11 protein-coding genes and 2 tRNA genes are annotated in these 18,506 nt (G+C 35.2%); 8 read left to right on the top strand and 5 right to left on the bottom strand.

Annotation, left to right across the window (positions count from 1 at the left end; translation table 11 throughout):
• Window positions 1-71: 71 nt before the first annotated feature.
• Window positions 72-3,350, bottom strand: a complete 3,279-nt coding sequence (locus DM397_RS20175) for a glycosyltransferase family 117 protein (RefSeq protein WP_111379248.1) — start codon at window positions 3,348-3,350, stop codon at window positions 72-74.
• Window positions 3,351-3,596: 246 nt separating this feature from the next.
• Between DM397_RS20175 and DM397_RS20170 the strand changes: the two genes are divergently transcribed.
• A tRNA-Gln gene (locus DM397_RS20170) sits at window positions 3,597-3,667 on the top strand.
• Between the two features lie 109 nt (window positions 3,668-3,776).
• A tRNA-Gln gene (locus tag DM397_RS20165) sits at window positions 3,777-3,847 on the top strand.
• 220 nt (window positions 3,848-4,067) lie between these two features.
• On the opposite strand, the gene DM397_RS20160 is transcribed toward DM397_RS20165, so the two are convergent.
• From DM397_RS20160 to DM397_RS20150, 3 genes are all read right to left on the bottom strand, one after another.
• Complete coding sequence (locus DM397_RS20160) at window positions 4,068-4,874, bottom strand: helix-turn-helix domain-containing protein (protein WP_111379246.1); 807 nt, start codon at window positions 4,872-4,874, stop codon at window positions 4,068-4,070.
• Between the two features lie 62 nt (window positions 4,875-4,936).
• Window positions 4,937-6,358, bottom strand: a complete 1,422-nt coding sequence (locus tag DM397_RS20155) for an aldehyde dehydrogenase family protein (RefSeq protein WP_111379244.1) — start codon at window positions 6,356-6,358, stop codon at window positions 4,937-4,939.
• A 156-nt stretch (window positions 6,359-6,514) separates the two neighbouring features.
• Window positions 6,515-7,339: a universal stress protein gene (locus DM397_RS20150; RefSeq protein WP_111379243.1), complete on the bottom strand. Its 825-nt coding sequence runs from the start codon at window positions 7,337-7,339 to the stop codon at window positions 6,515-6,517.
• 174 nt (window positions 7,340-7,513) lie between these two features.
• Between DM397_RS20150 and rimP the strand changes: the two genes are divergently transcribed.
• The 4 genes from rimP (at window position 7,514) to DM397_RS20130 (ending at window position 13,303) form a co-directional block, all read left to right on the top strand.
• Window positions 7,514-7,978, top strand: coding sequence for a ribosome assembly cofactor RimP (gene rimP / locus DM397_RS20145; RefSeq protein ID WP_162536295.1), 465 nt, complete (start codon window positions 7,514-7,516; stop codon window positions 7,976-7,978).
• A 19-nt stretch (window positions 7,979-7,997) separates the two neighbouring features.
• Window positions 7,998-9,251 (top strand): transcription termination factor NusA, encoded by a 1,254-nt coding sequence (gene nusA / locus DM397_RS20140; protein WP_095927936.1) that lies wholly within the window; start codon window positions 7,998-8,000, stop codon window positions 9,249-9,251.
• A gap of 58 nt (window positions 9,252-9,309) precedes the next feature.
• Window positions 9,310-12,186, top strand: a complete 2,877-nt coding sequence (gene infB / locus DM397_RS20135; RefSeq protein ID WP_111379242.1) for a translation initiation factor IF-2 — start codon at window positions 9,310-9,312, stop codon at window positions 12,184-12,186.
• Between the two features lie 343 nt (window positions 12,187-12,529).
• Window positions 12,530-13,303, top strand: coding sequence for an acid phosphatase (locus DM397_RS20130; protein WP_111379622.1), 774 nt, complete (start codon window positions 12,530-12,532; stop codon window positions 13,301-13,303).
• Between the two features lie 153 nt (window positions 13,304-13,456).
• On the opposite strand, the gene DM397_RS20125 is transcribed toward DM397_RS20130, so the two are convergent.
• The gene (locus tag DM397_RS20125; RefSeq protein WP_111379241.1) at window positions 13,457-13,846 is read right to left on the bottom strand and encodes an SPOR domain-containing protein; all 390 of its coding nucleotides are present in this window, start codon (window positions 13,844-13,846) and stop codon (window positions 13,457-13,459) included.
• A 220-nt stretch (window positions 13,847-14,066) separates the two neighbouring features.
• On the opposite strand from DM397_RS20125, the gene DM397_RS20120 reads away from it, so the two are divergent.
• Both DM397_RS20120 and DM397_RS20115 read left to right on the top strand, forming a co-directional pair.
• Entirely contained in the window at window positions 14,067-15,404 is a 1,338-nt protein-coding gene (locus DM397_RS20120) for a c-type cytochrome (protein WP_111379240.1), read from the top strand.
• A gap of 32 nt (window positions 15,405-15,436) precedes the next feature.
• Window positions 15,437-18,487 (top strand): TAT-variant-translocated molybdopterin oxidoreductase, encoded by a 3,051-nt coding sequence (locus DM397_RS20115; protein ID WP_111379239.1) that lies wholly within the window; start codon window positions 15,437-15,439, stop codon window positions 18,485-18,487.
• Window positions 18,488-18,506: the final 19 nt, after the last annotated feature.

Here is an 18,506-nt window from a genome sequence, read left to right as displayed (position 1 = left end):
AATTAAAAAATGCAGCGCTATTTATCAAACAGCGCTGCATTTTTTTAATAAGTAAGATTTTCGTATATTATTTACTCTTTTTCACGTCCAAAGCGCTCAAAAACATTTACATAAGTATTAAATGTAGTTTTGTGCTGGTTGTAAAAAGCAGTGTCTTTGTTATCATCCATTACATGAAGTAAACTTCTGTAACGCTCGATATCTGTAATAATATCTACAGCTAGATCAGTTTGGTCAGAAGGAGTCAATGTGCTGTAATAGTTTAAGTTTTCCTTATATTTCTGAACCAATTTGTTTAAAAGATCTTGTGCTTTGGCTTTTTCTCCAACTTTGTAATAGCCATCAGCAAAAGCTTCAACCAATGAATAGTAGCCATATTTGTCCAAAGGCATTTTAGTCATCGCTAAATTGATTACGTTTTTAGCTTTGTCAATTTTGCCTTCAGCAATAAGCTGGTTCATTAATCTCGAAAGATTAGTTCTGTACGTAATACTATTTCTTCTAGTTTCAGGGTCGTGATAGATGTTTCCATTGCTATTGCCCCAATCCCATTTCATTACAATATCATACATTTTATCTGCATCGATTTGTCCCATATCTAATGGCCCGCCATCTTTAGAAGGAGTGTTTTTTATTGGAACTAATTTATACACCATTCCGTCCAATTGCAGATAATCTTTTAGCCATAAATAATCTTCGTCATCAAAAGCACCACCACTAAAGTAAATTGGTCTCTTCCAGTTGTTATTTGCTAAGATATCAAGCATCATTAAACGGTTTTTGTATAATGCGCTTCCTTTGATGTCAATGTCTAAATAAGGAACAATAGAGTCGTAATATTTAGGATTAACTACTTTATTTTGAATAATAGTGTTTTTATCCACATTTACTCTAATCTTATTTGTTGGATAGAAATGGATTGTTTGTCCGTTTTGTAAACCAACAGTAGATTTAGGATTTTTGATGAAATCGATAAAATCTTTAATATTCCAACGAGTATCAATTTTTTGGATGTAAGCTGTATAATCTAAATTATCTCCCACATATTGGCTGTGTACAAAAGAAATAGGCAACGGATTTGATTCATAAGATTTCGCTTTCATCTGATCGATATACCAATCTGTCATAAATAGACTTGTATTTACAATCTTCACATCGGTTCTAAAATGCTCAATTTCTTGTGCATACCAAAGAGGGAAGGTGTCATTATCTCCAATGGTAAATAAGATTGCATCTTTATCACAAGAACTTAAGTAAGCTTTTGCCATTGCAACAGCAGTGTATTTTCCAGATCTATCATGATCATCCCAGTTTTGAGCAGCCATTAAAACAGGAGCTGCCAATAAACTTCCGGCAATAATTACTGGTCCGGCAATTTTTGGAGCCAAGTATTTATATAAACTTTCATAGAGAGAGTAAACACCAAATCCGATCCAAATGGCAAAGACATAGAAGGAACCTACAAGAGCATAATCTCTTTCACGAGGTTCAAAAGGTCTTTCATTTAAATATATTTTTAGTGCAATTCCTGTAAATAAAAATAAAGCCAAAAGAACATAGAAGCTCTTTAAATCTTTGTTTGCGTGGTACATAATACCAATTAATCCTAAAATAAAAGGAAGGAAATAATAAGCATTACGGCCTTTGTTGTTTAAAACATCTGTTGGCAAATTGTCTTGAGAACCTAAATGAACAGAATCTAAAGCTTTGATGCCACTGATCCAGTTTCCGTCCAAATTATCGTATTTACCTTGCTGATCATTTTGGCGCCCGACAAAATTCCACATCAAATATCTCCAGTACATGTATCCAAATTGATATTCAAACATGAAACTGAAGTTGTCTGCTGTCGTTGGTTTTTCGATAAGTAAATATTCGCCGTAGCTTCTTAAGAATTTTACGTAACCTTCGTTATCAATTTGTTTTTGAGCATAAGCTTTTCTAAACTCAGAAACTGTTTTTTCAACTTCGTTACGCAATTGAGCTGTAGCTTTATTGTATTCGTCTTCGCTCAATTGGCTCGCATCGATTCCGTATTTTGCTAAATCTTCATCATAATTATAATTAGGATTGATTCGGAACTTTGGAGGATTTGTAAAGTTGATATAGTTTTGAATGTGACCCGTTTCTGTGCTCCACATTCTTGGCAGAATTGCTTTCTGATTGTCGTCAGAATTTTGTTCTGCATTTTTATAATTGTTGGTAATAATGTATTTACCTGTTTTATAATCTCTTTCGTAGTTTGGTTTTTTGTCTAAATAAGGCGTTTTAGCATCAAGACCAGCAAAAAGTTCAGTGTATTGAGGTCCATAAAATAAAGGATTTACACCATATTGCTCACGATTATAGTAAGCCAAAACCTCAGTAGCATCTGATGGTTTGTTTTCGTTAATAACTGTATTAGCATTTGCACGAACAGGAAGCATTAACCAAGTTGAGAAACCAATCAGAATGAATAAGATACACAATATAATAGTGTTGTAGAATATTAAGCCTTTTTGTCTAGTGTATTTTAATCCGAAATAGAAAAAGGCAACAAATAATAATGCTACAAAGATAGTTCCTGAGTTAAATGGAAGTCCCATACTGTTTACCATGAAAATCTCGGTTTTTCCGAAAAAAGCCATAGTTAATGGAAGCAATAACTTGAAAATGAATAACAAAATTCCAATAACAACTACGTTAGCAATTAGAAAGTTTTTGATAGTAACTTTTTCGTAGTGTTTGAAATAGTATAAGAATCCAATAGAAGGAATAGTCAAAAGAGCCATGAAGTGAACTCCAAACGAAAGACCAATAACCAATGAAATGATTAAAAGCCATTTGTTTCCTTTTGGCTTATCCATGTCTTGCTCCCAACGTAAACCAAGCCAGAAAAGCAGAGCAATTAATAGAGAAGCCATTGCATAAACTTCGGCTTCTACTGCATTAAACCAAAAGCTATCAGAAAATGTATAAGCTAAGGCGCCTACAAAAGAACTTCCTAAAATAACAATCGAATTGTTTTGATCAATTTCAGCAAAACGACCTACGATCTTTTTCAAAATCATAGACGATGACCAGAACATAAATAATATGGTAAATGCGCTAGAAAAAACAGACATCATGTTGACCATTAGAGCCACATGCTGCGCATCTATTGCAAACATGGCAAAAAACGCACCCATCATCTGGAAAAGTGGAGCTCCTGGTGGGTGACCTACTTCAAGTTTGGCTGCGGTAGCAATATATTCTCCGCAATCCCAAAAGCTCATTGTAGGTTCTACTGTTAATGTATAAGTTATTAAAGCGATTGCAAATGCAAACCAACCAATAATTGTATTCCATTTATTGAAATTGAATTGTGCCATATTTAGGTGTTAAAAATTTGAATGTTTTTCTATCCTACAAAGAAAATGTTTTTTTACTTAAAGAAACGAGCATTAACAAAAAATTCTACAAAACTATAAGTGAAAAGTAATGTATTGTCTATGAGGAGTTTTTGAAGTTGAAGCGGATTTGAATGTGAAAAAAATCAAAAAAAATGATTTTTTTTGGCCAAAAAGTTTGCACAAACTAAATAAAGACTTAAATTTGCACTCGCTTTACAGCACTGCTGGTCTATGGTGTAATGGTAACACTACGGTTTTTGGTGCCGTCTTTCTAGGTTCGAGTCCTAGTAGACCAACAGAAAAGTCTCTCAGAAATGAGAGACTTTTTTTTATTTAAAAAAGTTTGCTTTAAAATTTGCATAAATTAAATAAAGTTTTAATTTTGCACCCGCTTAACCGCACTGCTGGTCTATGGTGTAATGGTAACACTACGGTTTTTGGTGCCGTCTTTCTAGGTTCGAGTCCTAGTAGACCAACAGAAAAGCCTCTCAGAAATGAGAGGCTTTTTTTTATGCTTTAAATTTAGGTTTTTTAGCGCAAAGCACACAAAGGTATGTGCAAAGTGTGCAAAGGTATTTTATGATGAAGGCAAAGTTCTCAAAGCTTTATGTGTCTTGTTTTAAATATAGCCCGTGGTTTCAACCACGGGAAACTTATTGCGAAAGACGTATTTTTGAGGAGGCTTATTGCGAAAGCTTATTTATGATTTAAAGAAGAAGGAACGATTCCGAATTTCTTTTTAAATGAAAAGGAAAAATGCGAAAGATCTTCAAAGCCAACGCTGATATATACTTCTGATGGCGGATTTCCTTGGCTGATTAAATAATATGCTTCTTGAAGTCTTTTGTTTAAAAGCCATTTTCCGGGTGTTTGCTGAAAAACTTTTTGAAAATCTCTTTTAAATGTGGCGAGACTTCTCCCTGTTAAATAAGCGAATCGTTGCATTTGAACATTGAAATGGAAGTTTTTGTTCATAAATGCTTCTAAGTCAATTTTTCCTGGCTCGTTAAAATCAAATAATATTTCTTTTAATTCTGGATTTACTTTTAATAAAAGATGAATAGCTTCTTTGATTTTTAAATTGAACAAAGTTTCGTTATTCTCTTCTTCAACTTCAAGATAAGATAGTAGCGATTCCATGAAAGATTTGTAGAGTGGGTTGGGAGCCAATGAAAACATGGCATCTGTATCGGCTTTTTTATCGGCTTTCAAATTGTACTCCTTGCTGATTTCTCTTAAAATTTCCTGATCCAAAAAAAGAGAAATGGTTTTGAATTCTCCTCCCTCTGGTGGAATCTTAGTGAACTTTGCCAAATGATTTCTTCTGCTAAAACGAAAATCTCCTGCCTTTGAGTGAAAAGTGTTTTTGCTGTCTGAGGCAATCATTTCGCCAGAAATTTGATAGCTGAAAACATGTTCCGGAATAAAATGCTCGCCTTCTCGACTGCGTGAGTAATAGCACGAGTAGAGGATTTTGGGTTTTGTATTTGGTTTTATGCTCATATTGTAAAAATACTAAAAGATCTGGAAATCTTTATGCGTAAAGATTTCCAGATTGATGTTGATTATTTTGGCTGAATCAATGCTCTTGGCTCTAAGTATGCTTCTAGGCCAATTGTTCCGAACTCGCGTCCGATTCCAGATTGTTTAAATCCGCCAAAAGGAGCCATCGGATCATGGCTGATTCCATTAACTTGTACACGACCAGCATTAATTTGCGAAGCGACATTATAGGCTCTTTTTGAATCTGATGAACTCACGTATGCTTGTAATCCGTAAGTAGTGTCATTGGCGATTTCAATTGCTTCTTCTTCTGTTTTATAAGTGATAATAGATAGAACAGGGCCAAATATTTCTTCTTTTGCAATGCGCATTTGATTGTTTACGTTTGTAAAGATTGTTGGTTTAACGAAATTTCCGTTTTCTAATCCTTCTGGTTTTCCTAATCCGCCTATCAGTATTTCTGCGCCTTCATTGATTCCGATCTGAATATAATCTTGAACACGATTGTATTGTTTTTCGCTAACCATTGGCCCAACTGCGGTATTTGGATTTTTAGGATCTCCAACAATAAAGTTTGAGGCTGTTTCTTTTATAAGAAGTTTTACCTCGTCTAATCTGTCTTCTGGAATTAATAATCTAGTTCCGGCAATACAGGCTTGTCCGTTATTCATAAATGCTGCTCCAAGTGCAAGCGGAATGGCTTTTGAGAGGTCAGCGTCGTCTAGAATAATGTTTGGAGATTTTCCGCCAAGTTCAAGCGTGACTCTTTTCATAGTGTTGACAGCTTCTTTTGCAATTATTTTTCCGACGTTTGTAGATCCTGTAAAAGATATTTTGGCGATATCTGGATTTCTGCTTATTTCTGCGCCGACAACTTCTCCTAATCCATTTACGATGTTTACTATTCCTTTTGGGAGTTGCGCATCATGTAAGCATTTTATCATTAATTGTGTTTGTTGCGCGCTCATTTCGCTAGGTTTTATAACGGTTGTGCATCCCGCAACAATTGCTGTTGCTAGTTTGCTAGAAATAAATCCGTTGCTGGAATTCCATGGGATTATTATTCCAACAACGCCGATTGGAGTCATTTGAACTTCAGATTGTCCCATTGTTTTGATAAAATCGTAGCTGTTTAGTAGATTAATTGCTGAATCGAATCCTTTTAGCATGTATTCATAACTTACTGATGCAAATTGAAATGTTCCTCCGTATTCTTCGACCATTATGTTTACAAAATCGGTTTTTCTTTTTTCAATAGAAGATTTGATGTTTTTAAGGTGTTGGATTCTTTCTGAGGCTGTGGTTTTTGAAAAAGTTTTGAAAGCATTTTTGGCTGCTTCAATTGCGTTTTGAGTGTCTTCTGTGTTTCCTAAACGGACTTTTCCTAATTTTTCATTTGTTGTAGGGCTGATAAGATTGAAGTATTCTGTTCCCTTAGGAGTAACAAATTCTCCATTAATGTAAATTTTGTCTATTGTTTTCATATTGTTGTTTTTTAATGAATTTTTATTTGACAAATTTCTGCATTAAATGGATTTACGGTTTTGTTGAAAAGCTCAGTTAAACTTTGTTGAAAAGCTCATTTTTTTTGCATAAAAAAGCTTCTCGTTGGAGAAGCTTTAAGAAAAAAAATAATTATGTTAGATTTTTAATGTTATAACGGGTTTAACAGCATGATTAACCAAGCCTTCGCTAATGCTTCCGTTAAAGAAATGTGCGAAACCAGTTCTGCCGTGTGTGCACATTCCGATAACGTCGGCGTTTATTCTGTTAGAGAAATTTATAATTCCTTTTTCAATATTGGTGTCATTATAAATTTGAGTGGTGTAATTGGTGATGTTAAATTCTTCTACAAAATCATTCATTGCTTTTTCGCTTACGTGAGTTGGTTTGAAGCTGTTGGGTGTGCAAATGGTAACCAAATGCAGTTTTGAATCAAATAACTTGGTGAAGTTTAAAAGTTTTTCGAATGGCTTTTTTGCTTCATCAGAAAAATCAGAAGCAAAAACAATATCAGAAGCATTAAAATTTGGAATGTTTTTCTTGATGACTAAAACAGGAATTTCTGAGTTTCTAACTACTTTTTCTGTGTTGGAGCCTATTAAGAGTTCTTCAACGCCAGAAGAGCCATGGGAGCCCATAATAATTAGATCAATATCGTAGTCTTTGCTTATTTGTGTGATTCCGTGTATGGGTTTGTCCATTTTTACAATTTCAGTTACCGGAATTCCTTCTAGATAATTTTTAGAAGCAACTTCGTCTAGCGTTTCGTTTGCTTTCTTCATAAAAAGCATGGTTTCGGGGATGCTGGTCCCGCCCATTATAGCATCATTTGATTGCTGTGGCAATTCAAGCATGTGGAGAAGAATGAGTTCAGAATTGTTCTTTTTTGCGATTTGAGCGGCAACTCTTAAAGCGTCTTCTGCATGTTCTGAGAAGTCAGTAGGTACTAAAATTCGTTTCATGATTTTGAGGGTTAAAAATTATGAATAATTCGCGTTTTTAATGCTATATAAAGATACGGAATTATTTTAGAGCAATCAATTTATTTGATTTATAAAAAAAACACTATATTTGCACTGTTATTTATTAAAATCTAAATAATGAGGGGACTAAGTGTCCCCTCTTTTTATAAAATTATGACATTTAAAGAAAAAGTAAACGGATTAATTACGGAAGCTCTTCTGGAAAAACCATCAGTCTTTTTGGTTGATTTGGCAGTTTCGGATTCTTTTAAAATTAGTGTTGGTTTAGACGGAGATAATGGAGTAGCGCTACAAGACTGTATTGACATTAGTCGTGCAATCGAGAATAATCTAGATCGTGAAGAGCAGGATTTTTCGCTAGAAGTAGCATCGGTTGGAGTAGGAACTCCTCTTAAAATGATAAGACAATACAAGAAAAATGTTGGTAGAACGTTGATTGTTACCACAAATACGGAAAAAATAGAAGCAGAATTAGTAGAAGCTAATGATGTTTTTATAATTTTGTCTTGGAAAGCAAGAGAACCGAAAAAAGTAGGAAAAGGAAAAGAAACAGTTCAAAAAGAGCAACAAATACCTTATACAGAAATTAAAGAGGCAGTTGTTACGGTAACATTTTAATTTTAATTAAAAAATTCGCATGGAAAATTTAGCATTAATCGATTCATTCTCAGAGTTTAAAGACAATAAACTTATTGATCGTGTAACGCTTATGGCAATTTTAGAGGACGTATTTAGAAATGCATTAAAGAAAAAATACGGTTCAGATGAAAATTTCGATATCATTATTAATCCTGATAAAGGAGATATGGAAATTTGGAGAAGAAGAGTAATTGTTGCTGATGAGGATCTTGATTTTGAAAATGAGGAAATTACATTGACTGAAGCAAGAAAAATTGAAGCGGATTTTGAAATTGGTGAAGAGGTTTCTGAAGAAGTAAAGTTGATTGATTTAGGAAGAAGAGCTATCTTAGCGCTTCGTCAGAATCTTATATCTAAAATTCACGAACACGATAATACAAATTTATACAAACAGTTTAAAGATATTATCGGTGATATTTATACAGCGGAAGTGCACCACGTACGTCCTAGAGTAGTTATCTTGGTTGATGATGAAGGAAATGAAATTGTGCTTCCAAAAGAAAAACAAATTCCATCAGATTTCTTCCGTAAAGGAGATAACGTTCGTGGGATTATTGAAAGCGTTGAATTAAAAGGAAACAAACCTCAAATTATTATGTCTAGAACTTCAGAGAAGTTTTTAGAGAAATTATTTGAGCAAGAAATTCCAGAAGTTTTTGACGGTTTAATTACGGTGAAAAATGTAGTTCGTATTCCTGGTGAAAAAGCAAAAGTAGCTGTTGATTCTTACGATGATAGAATTGATCCAGTTGGAGCTTGTGTGGGAATGAAAGGTTCTCGTATTCACGGAATTGTTCGCGAATTAGGAAATGAAAATATTGATGTAATCAATTATACAAACAATATTCAATTATTTATAACAAGAGCTTTAAGCCCTGCTAAAGTTTCTTCAATCAAAATTGATGAAGATAACAAACGAGCTGAAGTATTCTTGAAATTAGAAGAGGTTTCTAAAGCAATTGGTAGAGGTGGTCACAATATCAAATTAGCAGGTCAGTTGACAGGTTATGAGCTAGATGTTATTCGTGAAGGAGATGTTGCCGGTACTGTTGCAGATGAAGACGATGTTGAATTAACAGAGTTCTCAGATGAGATCGAAGAGTGGGTAATTGAAGAGTTTGCAAAAATCGGTTTGGATACTGCAAAAAGTATCTTGAAACACGACGTAGAAGATTTAGTAAGAAGAACAGACTTAGAAGAGGAGACTATTCTAGATGTTATGAAGATACTAAAAGAAGAGTTTGATAATTAAGCAATAGCTTACATCTGCTCTAACAACACAACGAAAAAGGTAATAATAAAAAGGTTATATGTCTGAAGAGAGAGTAATAAGAATAAACAAGGTTTTAAGGGAATTAAATATTTCGTTAGAAAGAGCTGTAGATTATCTAAAAGATAAGGGAATTGCTATTGATGCAAATCCAAATGCAAAAATTTCTGATAGCGAATTTAATATCCTTCAAAGCCAATTTGCGGGCGATAAGGGGAACAAGGAGGCTTCTAAAGAGGTTGGAGAAGAGAAAAGAAAGGAAAAAGAAGCATTGCGTGTAGAGCGTGAGAAAGAAATTGAAGACAAACGCAGACAAGAAGAAGAGCGTCAAAAACAGCAAGAAATAATTAAAGCGAGAGCGGTTGTTTCGGGACCTGTACAAGTTGGTAAAATTGACTTAAATCCAAAAAAACCTGCGATTACTCCTTCTGAGGAAACAGCTAAGGTTGAAGAGCCAAAAGTTGTTGCTGCGCCTGTGCAGCCAGAAAAGCCTGTTCAAAATGAAACAGTAAAATCTGAACCAGTTGTTTCAACTCCTGTTTCTGAAGTTAAAAAAGAAGAACCTATTATTACTGAGAAAAAAGAAGTTAAAGCAGAATCTAAAGTTGCTCAGGAGCCTATCGTGTCTACTGATCCAACAACTTCAGAGGAAACTATTACAACTCAATATCAAAAGCTTACAGGAACTACTCTTACAGGTCAAACAATTGATTTATCTCAATTTAATAAGCCTAAGAAAAAGAAAGAAGATCCTAAAGCGGCTCAGAATAAACCTGGAGCTCCTGGAGTTGGCAATAATAATAACGCAAATAAAAACAAGCGTAAAAGAATTGGTCCAAAACCGGGTACGCCTGGTGCGCCAAAACCTGCTACAGGTAATGCGCCTGGAACGCCAAATCCAAATAACAAACCAGCTCAAGGTAACAATGGAGGAGGTTTTAATGCTAACAGAAGCCAAAGACCTGGTTTTGTAAAAGGAAACCGTCCTGCAATTGTGGCTAAAGTTGAGCCAACAGAAGAAGAAGTAAAAAACCAAATTAGAGAAACTCTTGAAAAACTTCAAGGTAAAGGAGGAAAATCTAAAGCGGCTAAATATAGAAGAGATAAAAGAGAAACGCACCGTCAGAAATCTGATGATGAGCAAAGAGCTCTTGACGAAGGAAGTAAAACAATTAAAGTTACTGAGTTCGTTACTGTAGGTGAAATTGCTATCATGATGGATGTGCCGATTACTAAAGTAATTGGAACTTGTATGTCTCTTGGTATCATGGTTACCATGAACCAGCGTCTAGATGCTGAAACATTGACAATTGTTGCTGATGAGTTTGGTTATGATGTGGAGTTCATTACAGTAGATATCGAAGAAGCGATTGAAGTTGTAGAAGATAGAGAAGAAGACTTAGTAACAAGAGCGCCAATTGTGACAGTAATGGGTCACGTTGACCACGGTAAAACATCTTTACTGGATTATATCCGTAAAGAAAATGTAATTGCTGGTGAGTCTGGAGGTATTACTCAGCACATTGGAGCGTATGGAGTTACTTTGGATAACGGACAAAAAATCGCATTCTTAGATACTCCGGGTCACGAGGCGTTTACCGCGATGCGTGCACGTGGAGCTCAAGTTACCGATATCGCTATTATCGTAGTGGCGGCGGATGATGATATCATGCCACAAACAAAAGAGGCAATTTCTCACGCACAAGCTGCGGGAGTGCCAATTATATTTGCAATCAATAAAATTGATAAACCAAATGCGAATGTTGATAAAATTAAAGAGCGTTTGGCTGGTATGAATTTACTTGTTGAAGATTGGGGTGGAAAAATTCAGTCACATGATATTTCTGCAAAAGTCGGAACAGGGGTTAAGGAATTATTGGAGAAAGTTTTATTAGAAGCAGAGATCTTAGATCTAAAAGCAAATCCGAATAAAGCAGCTCAAGGAACTGTTGTTGAGGCTTACTTAGATAAAGGAAAAGGATATGTTTCTACGATTTTAGTACAACAAGGTACTTTGAAAATTGGAGATTATATGTTGGCTGGTAAACACCATGGTAAAGTTAAAGCGATGCATGATGAAAGAGGGCATACTATTTTAAGTGCTGGTCCTTCGACTCCGGTGTCTGTTTTAGGTTTAGATGGAGCGCCAACAGCGGGTGATAAGTTTAATGTATTTGAAGACGAAAAAGAAGCAAAACAAATTGCATCTAAACGTTCTCAATTAATGCGTGAGCAGTCTGTTCGTACTCAAAGACATATTACACTTGATGAGATTGGACGTCGTATCGCTCTTGGTCAGTTTAAAGAATTGAATGTAATCCTTAAAGGAGACGTGGATGGTTCTGTTGAAGCATTATCAGACTCGTTCTCTAAACTTTCTACAGAAGAAGTTCAAATTAATATTATCCATAAAGGAGTTGGTGCGATTACAGAAACTGATGTTAACTTAGCTTCTGCATCAGACGCGATCATTATCGGATTTAACGTTCGTCCTGCTGGAAATGCTAGACAGCTTGCGGATAAAGAAGAAATTGATATCCGTTACTATTCTATCATTTATGCAGCTATCGATGACTTGAAAGATGCGATGGAAGGAATGTTAGCTCCTGAAATGAAAGAAGAAGTTTTAGGTAATGCTGAAATTCGTGAGATTTTCAAAATTTCTAAAGTAGGTTCAATTGCGGGATGTATGGTGACTGATGGTAAAATCTTGAGAACTTCTAAAATTAGAGTTATTAGAGATGGAGTTGTGGTTCATACAGGTGAGCTAGTTGCCTTGAAACGTTTCAAAGATGATGTGAAAGAAGTAACTAAAGGTTACGATTGTGGTATCCAAATAAAAGGATTTAATGATATCGAAATTAATGACGTTATCGAAGCTTACCACGAAGTAGCAATAAAAAAGAAATTGAAATAAAACTCAATTGATATATTTAAAAGTCCCAATGAAAATTGGGACTTTTTTTTGTTTTTAAGAATTTGATGTCTAATGATAGCGGTATTCAGAATTCAATCTTTAGAAATGCGTTTCATTTTGTAATATGCAACCTAAATGAAAGATATGCAGCGGTTTGGTTAAGAGATTGTTTGTTTCTTTGTGTAATGTTTAATAGAAATCTTTACAGAAACAGTAGTTATTTAATTTTCGGGTTATTTAGTTTGAAACAAAAGCAGATAATTGTTTTTATTGAGAGGTAATGAAAAGAGAAGGTTTTTATCTGTTTGGTTTTATGTTTGGTTGAGGATATAATATGATGTTTATGCAGTTGAGAATTATTCGCGTTATCAAAGCATTTGTTTGGAGTGGTATTAAAACAAATGATGTATTTGAGCCTTTGAATATTGAGCAGTTTAAAGAAACGATTCCTGGCTTGATACATGGTTACTTGTCGCCTGAGGAAATGCCTAACAGTTTAAGTTTATTGCCATCGCCTCCAAAAGTAGGGTCTAAAGTCTTTAAACGCGATTTTAATTCTGCTAAAAAAGCGGTTGAGTCGACAGATAAGGTGCGTTTTGTATTGGCAAATGCTGATGCGGATTTGTCTTTTCCAGCAGTTGCAAAGTTGTTTGAAAATAGTCTAGGGATTGAGATTAGTGAGTTAAAGACACCAAAGGTTTATGTTTTTATGCGGAGGGTAATGACTGATGTAGGTTTGTCGGCTTATGCAGTCAAAAAATATTATTATAGAGAGCGGCCTTTTGTGGTGAATAAAGGAAAAACATGTACACCAGAGAAAGAAGAGGGAATGCGTACAGCCAGTTCTTTTCCTTCGGCGCATGCCGCACTGAGTTGGGCCTGGGCATTATTATTTGCCAAGATGCTACCAGAGAAAAAAGAAATGATTTTGATGCGTGGATATGAATTTGGCGAAAGTCGTATTATTTGTAATGTGCATTGGCAAAGTGATGTGGAAATGGGAAGGGTTATAGGAGAGATAATTGTGAAACGATTATGTGTTAATTCTAGTTTTCAAAAAGATTTTGATAATGTTAAAGAAGAAATCTATAGGATGCTGAGAGGTGCATCTGATTAGAACGTCATGTTTTGTCAGGAGACTTTATTGTTTTGAGATGTAAAATGTTTTTTTTTAAAACTATTTTAAAAGGTTTGTTCGTTTTGAGAACGATAAAAAAAAGAAGCTTTCCAAACATTGGAAAGCTTCTTTTTTTTTTTAACAAATATTTTTTTATTTTCCGGGCTTAAGCAGGAAAACGCTTTTGTATCTTTTTTTAATTTCTGCCAAATTTCTCTCGGCTTCTATTCTGGTTTTAAAATTCCCGACAATTACCTTGTAATTTGGAGTGCTGAAAATAATGGTTCCATCAATATTGGAATTTTCTCTTTTGAAATCCGATAACGTTTTTTTTGCTTCATCGCTTTTACCGCTAAAGATTTGGATTCTATAAGTATCGTTTGTATTTATTGACGTGTTAATTTTGCGCTTTTCATTCAGTAACTGTTCAAATTTAGGATCTTGATTCAGTGTTAAATTTTGGTCTTGAGCATTAATATTGTGCGCGAAAGCAATCGTTGTAATTGTTAATAAAAGGCTTTTTGAAGGACTTAAAATTCTCATAATGTGATGGTTTTTATGCAAAAATACTATTTAAAGTTTGAGTGTGAAATTTTAATATTATTTAGAATTGATATAAATTGATAATTAAGACTATTTTAAGGTTTTGAGAATAGCTCATAAGTCGTATTTTTGTGCAAGTTTTAAAAGAGGGTATAGGTTTTAGCTGGATTTAGTACAGAAAAAATCATACCAAAAATTAGTAGACAATTATTTATACTATATGAAAAAGGTGGGTAACCATAATTCGATCTCAAGAAAATTGCTGTTTGGCTTATCGCTAACGTTAATTTTCTCCCTAACTTCATTTGCTCAAGATGCTGCTGCTCCGGCGGCGCCTGAGGCTGCTGCCGCTGCTCCAGCTGCAGGAGGCGGTGATCCAGTAAAAGGGAAAGAACTTTTTAATGCAAATTGCGCTGCATGTCACAAATTAGATGCTAAATCAACTGGTCCTGCTTTAAGGGGAGTTGCTGATAAGCATGATAAAGCTTGGATTTACAAGTGGGTGCATAACAGTTCTGACATGATTAAGTCAGGTGATGCTGTTGCTGTTAAACTTTTTGAGGAAAATAACAAAGCTGTAATGACTTCGTTTCCTCAATTGTCTGAAGGAGATATTGATAATATTATAGCATATACTTCTGAGCCTAAGGCTGAGCCTGCTGCTGCTGCTGTAGGAGGTGCTGCAACTCCTCCTGGGACTAATGTAGAAGGTGGTGCTATTTCAAATAACATTATTTTAGGAGCTCTTGCTCTTGTAATGGCTATTTTAGTTGTGATGTTGTTTATGGTAAACAAGGTTTTAACTAAAGTTGCAAATAAAAACGGTATTGAGGTTGCTTCAAAAGAAGAGAGACTTCCAATCTGGAAAGCTTTCGCTAGAAACCAATTCTTGGTTTTAGTAACTGCAATCTTCTTGCTTTTGGCAAGTGGTTATTTTGTGTACGGATACTTAATGCAAGTAGGTGTAGATCAAAATTATGAGCCAATTCAGCCAATTCACTACTCTCACAAAATTCACGCTGGTGATAACGAAATCAATTGTAAATATTGCCACTCTGCTGCTCGTGTAAGTAAAACAGCTGGTATTCCTTCTTTAAATGTTTGTATGAACTGTCATAAAAATATTTCAGAGGTTGCTGAAACTACTGCTACTCCTGAGTACAGCAAGGCATTCTACGATGCTCAAATCCAAAAATTATATGACGCTGTTGGATGGGATAAGACTAAACAAGCTTATACTGGAAAAACAATGCCTGTAAAATGGGTTCGTATTCACAACTTGCCTGACTTCGTTTACTTCAACCACTCTCAACACGTTACTGTTGCTGGTATTGAATGTCAAACTTGTCACGGACCAGTACAAGAATTTGAAATCATGAAGCAATACTCTAAATTAACAATGGGATGGTGTGTTGATTGCCATAGAAAAACTGATGTTAAGATGGAAGGTAATGCTTACTATGACAAAATTCATGCTGAACTTTCTAAAAAATACGGTGTAGAGAAATTAACTGCAGCGCAAATGGGAGGTTTAGAGTGTGGTAAATGCCACTATTAATCGATTTATTAAGATTTTAATATATATATACAATGTCATCAAACAAAAAATACTGGAAAAGTGTTGAGGAGCTAGAAAATAGCTCTATTGTTGAGGCGCTTAGAAATAACGAATTTGTTGAAGAAATTCCTACTGATGAGTTTTTAGGTAATGCTGAGGCTTTAGCTACATCAGGAACTTCACGTCGTGACTTTTTAAAGTACGTAGGGTTTAGTACGGCGGCTGTAACATTAGCTGCTTGCGAAGGTCCGGTTCACAAGTCTATCCCTTATGTATTGCAACCAGAGCAAATCATCCCTGGTGTTGCGGATTATTATGCAACTACAGTTTTTGATGGATTTGATTTTGCTAATCTTTTGGTGAAAACTCGTGAGGGTCGTCCAATTAAAATTGAAAACAATACAATTGCTGGAGCTAAATTTTCTGCGAATGCTAGAATTCATGCCTCTATTTTAGGTCTGTACGATAGCGCTCGTTTGAAAGAGCCAAAAGTAGATGGTCAAAATTCTTCTTGGTCAGCTGTAGATTTGAAAATCAAATCTAGTTTAGCAGATGCTAAAGCTAAAGGTGGTCAAGTAGTATTATTAACTAATACTTTAGCAAGTCCATCTACAGAGAAATTAATTGGAGAGTTTATTGCAAAAAATCCAAACGCTAAGCACGTTGTATATGATGCAGTTTCTTCATCTGAAGCATTAGACGCTTTTGAAGCTGTTTATGGTCAAAGAGCTTTAGTTGATTATGATTTTTCAAAAGCTTCTTTAATCGTTTCTGTTGGAGCTGATTTCTTAGGAGACTGGCAAGGTGGAGGATATGATACTGGATATGCACAAGGACGTATTCCGCAAAATGGAAAAATGTCTCGTCACTTTCAGTTTGAATCAAACATGACATTGTCTGGAGCTGCTGCTGATAAGCGTGTTCCAATGACTGTAGCTGCTCAAAAGCAAGCTTTAGTTCAAATTTATAATATTGTTGTAGGTGCTTCTGTTCCTGTAGCTTTAGAAGGAAACTTTAAAACTGAAGTAGTAAAAGCTGCACAACAGCTTAAAGCTGCTGGTTCAAAAGGAGTTTTAGTATCTGGAATTGAAGATAAAAATGCTCAATTATTAGTTTTAGCTATCAATCAAGTATTGGCTAGTGAAGCTTTTAGTACTGCTGGAGCAAGACAAATTAGAAAAGGTTCTAATGCTGCAGTTGCACAGTTAATTAAAGATTTGAATGCTGGAAGTGTTCACACTTTAATTATGAGCGGAGTTAACCCAGTTTACACTTTAGCTGATTCAGCTTCTTTTGTGTCTGGATTGAAAAAAGTTAAAACATCAGTTGCTTTTTCATTAAAAGAAGATGAAACTGCATCAATTGTTTCGATTGCTGCGCCAGCTCCTCACTATTTAGAGTCTTGGGGAGATTTAGAGCTTACAAGTGGAACATATAGCTTAACTCAGCCTACAATCCGTCCTATTTTTAATACAAAACAATTTCAAGATGTTTTATTGTCAGTAAACGGTACTGCTGGTACTTATTATGACTACTTAAAAGCAAATTCTGGAGCTTACACTGCAGGTGCTTCTTGGAATAAAGTTTTACACGACGGTGTTGCTGTTTTAGGAACTTCAGCATTATCTGGAGGAGCTATTGATGCTGCTACTGCTGCAAATGCTGTTGCAAGATCTAAATCTGCTGGTGAATTCGAATTAGTATTATATACTAAAACAGGATTAGGAGACGGACAACACGCTAACAACCCTTGGTTGCAAGAGTTTCCAGATCCAATCACAAGAGTTTCTTGGGATAACTATGTTACAGTTTCTAATGCTGATGCTAAAAAACTTGGTTTATCAAACGAAATTGTTGCAAACGGTGGTTTGAATGGTAGTTATGCTACTATTACTGTTGACGGAACTAAATTGGAAAATGTTCCAGTTATCGTTCAGCCAGGTCAAGCAGTTGGTACTTTAGGACTAGCTCTTGGATATGGACGTAAAGCAGCTCTAAAAGAAGAAATGCAAGTAGGTTTAAATGCTTACGCTTTATATAAAGGTTTTAATAATGTTCAATCTGTATCTATTGTAAAAGCTGGAGGAGTACATGAGTTTGCTTGTGTTCAAGGTCAGAAAACTTTAATGGGTAGAGGAGATATTATTAAAGAAACTACTTTAGAAATATTTAATACTAAAGATGCTGAACATTGGAATGAAAAACCAATGGTATCTTTAGATCACCAAGAAGTTGAGGCTACTACTGTAGATCTTTGGGAATCTTTTGATCGTACAACTGGTCACCACTTCAACCTTTCAATTGACTTAAATGCTTGTACTGGATGTGGAGCTTGCGTTATCGCTTGTCACGCTGAAAACAACGTTCCTGTTGTAGGTAAAGCAGAGGTAAGAAGAAGCCGTGATATGCACTGGTTACGTATCGATAGATACTATTCTTCTGAAAGCACTTTTGAAGGTGATAATGAAAGAAAAGAAGGAATTGCTGGTTTATCTAGTTCATTATCTACATTTAATGAAATGGAGAAAGCAGGAGATAATCCTCAAGTTGCATTCCAACCTGTAATGTGTCAGCACTGTAACCACGCACCTTGTGAAACAGTTTGTCCTGTTGCTGCAACTTCTCACGGTCGTGAAGGCCAAAACCATATGGCTTACAACAGATGTGTTGGTACTCGTTACTGTGCAAACAACTGTCCATATAAAGTACGTCGTTTTAACTGGTTCTTATACAACAAAAACAGCGAGTTCGATTATCATATGAACGATGATTTAGGACGTATGGTTCTTAATCCAGACGTTAACGTGCGTTCTCGTGGTGTTATGGAGAAATGTTCTATGTGTATCCAAATGACACAAGCTACTAAATTAAAAGCTAAAAACGAAGGCCGTCCAGTTAGAGATGGTGAATTCCAAACAGCTTGTTCTAGTGCTTGTTCTTCAGGAGCGATGATATTTGGTGATGTAAATGATAAAGAAAGTAAAGTTGCTAAATTAGCGGCTGACGAAAGATCATACCACTTATTAGAGCATGTAGGTACAAAACCTAATGTGGTTTACCATGTTAAAGTTAGAAATACTTAGTAAAATTATTAATTAAGAA

It is taken from the genome of Flavobacterium nitrogenifigens (genome assembly GCF_003254565.1).
In the GTDB taxonomy this organism is placed as follows: domain Bacteria; phylum Bacteroidota; class Bacteroidia; order Flavobacteriales; family Flavobacteriaceae; genus Flavobacterium; species Flavobacterium nitrogenifigens.
The sequence above is the reverse complement of the archived record's forward strand: the minus strand, read 5'-3'. Positions and strand labels throughout refer to the sequence as shown.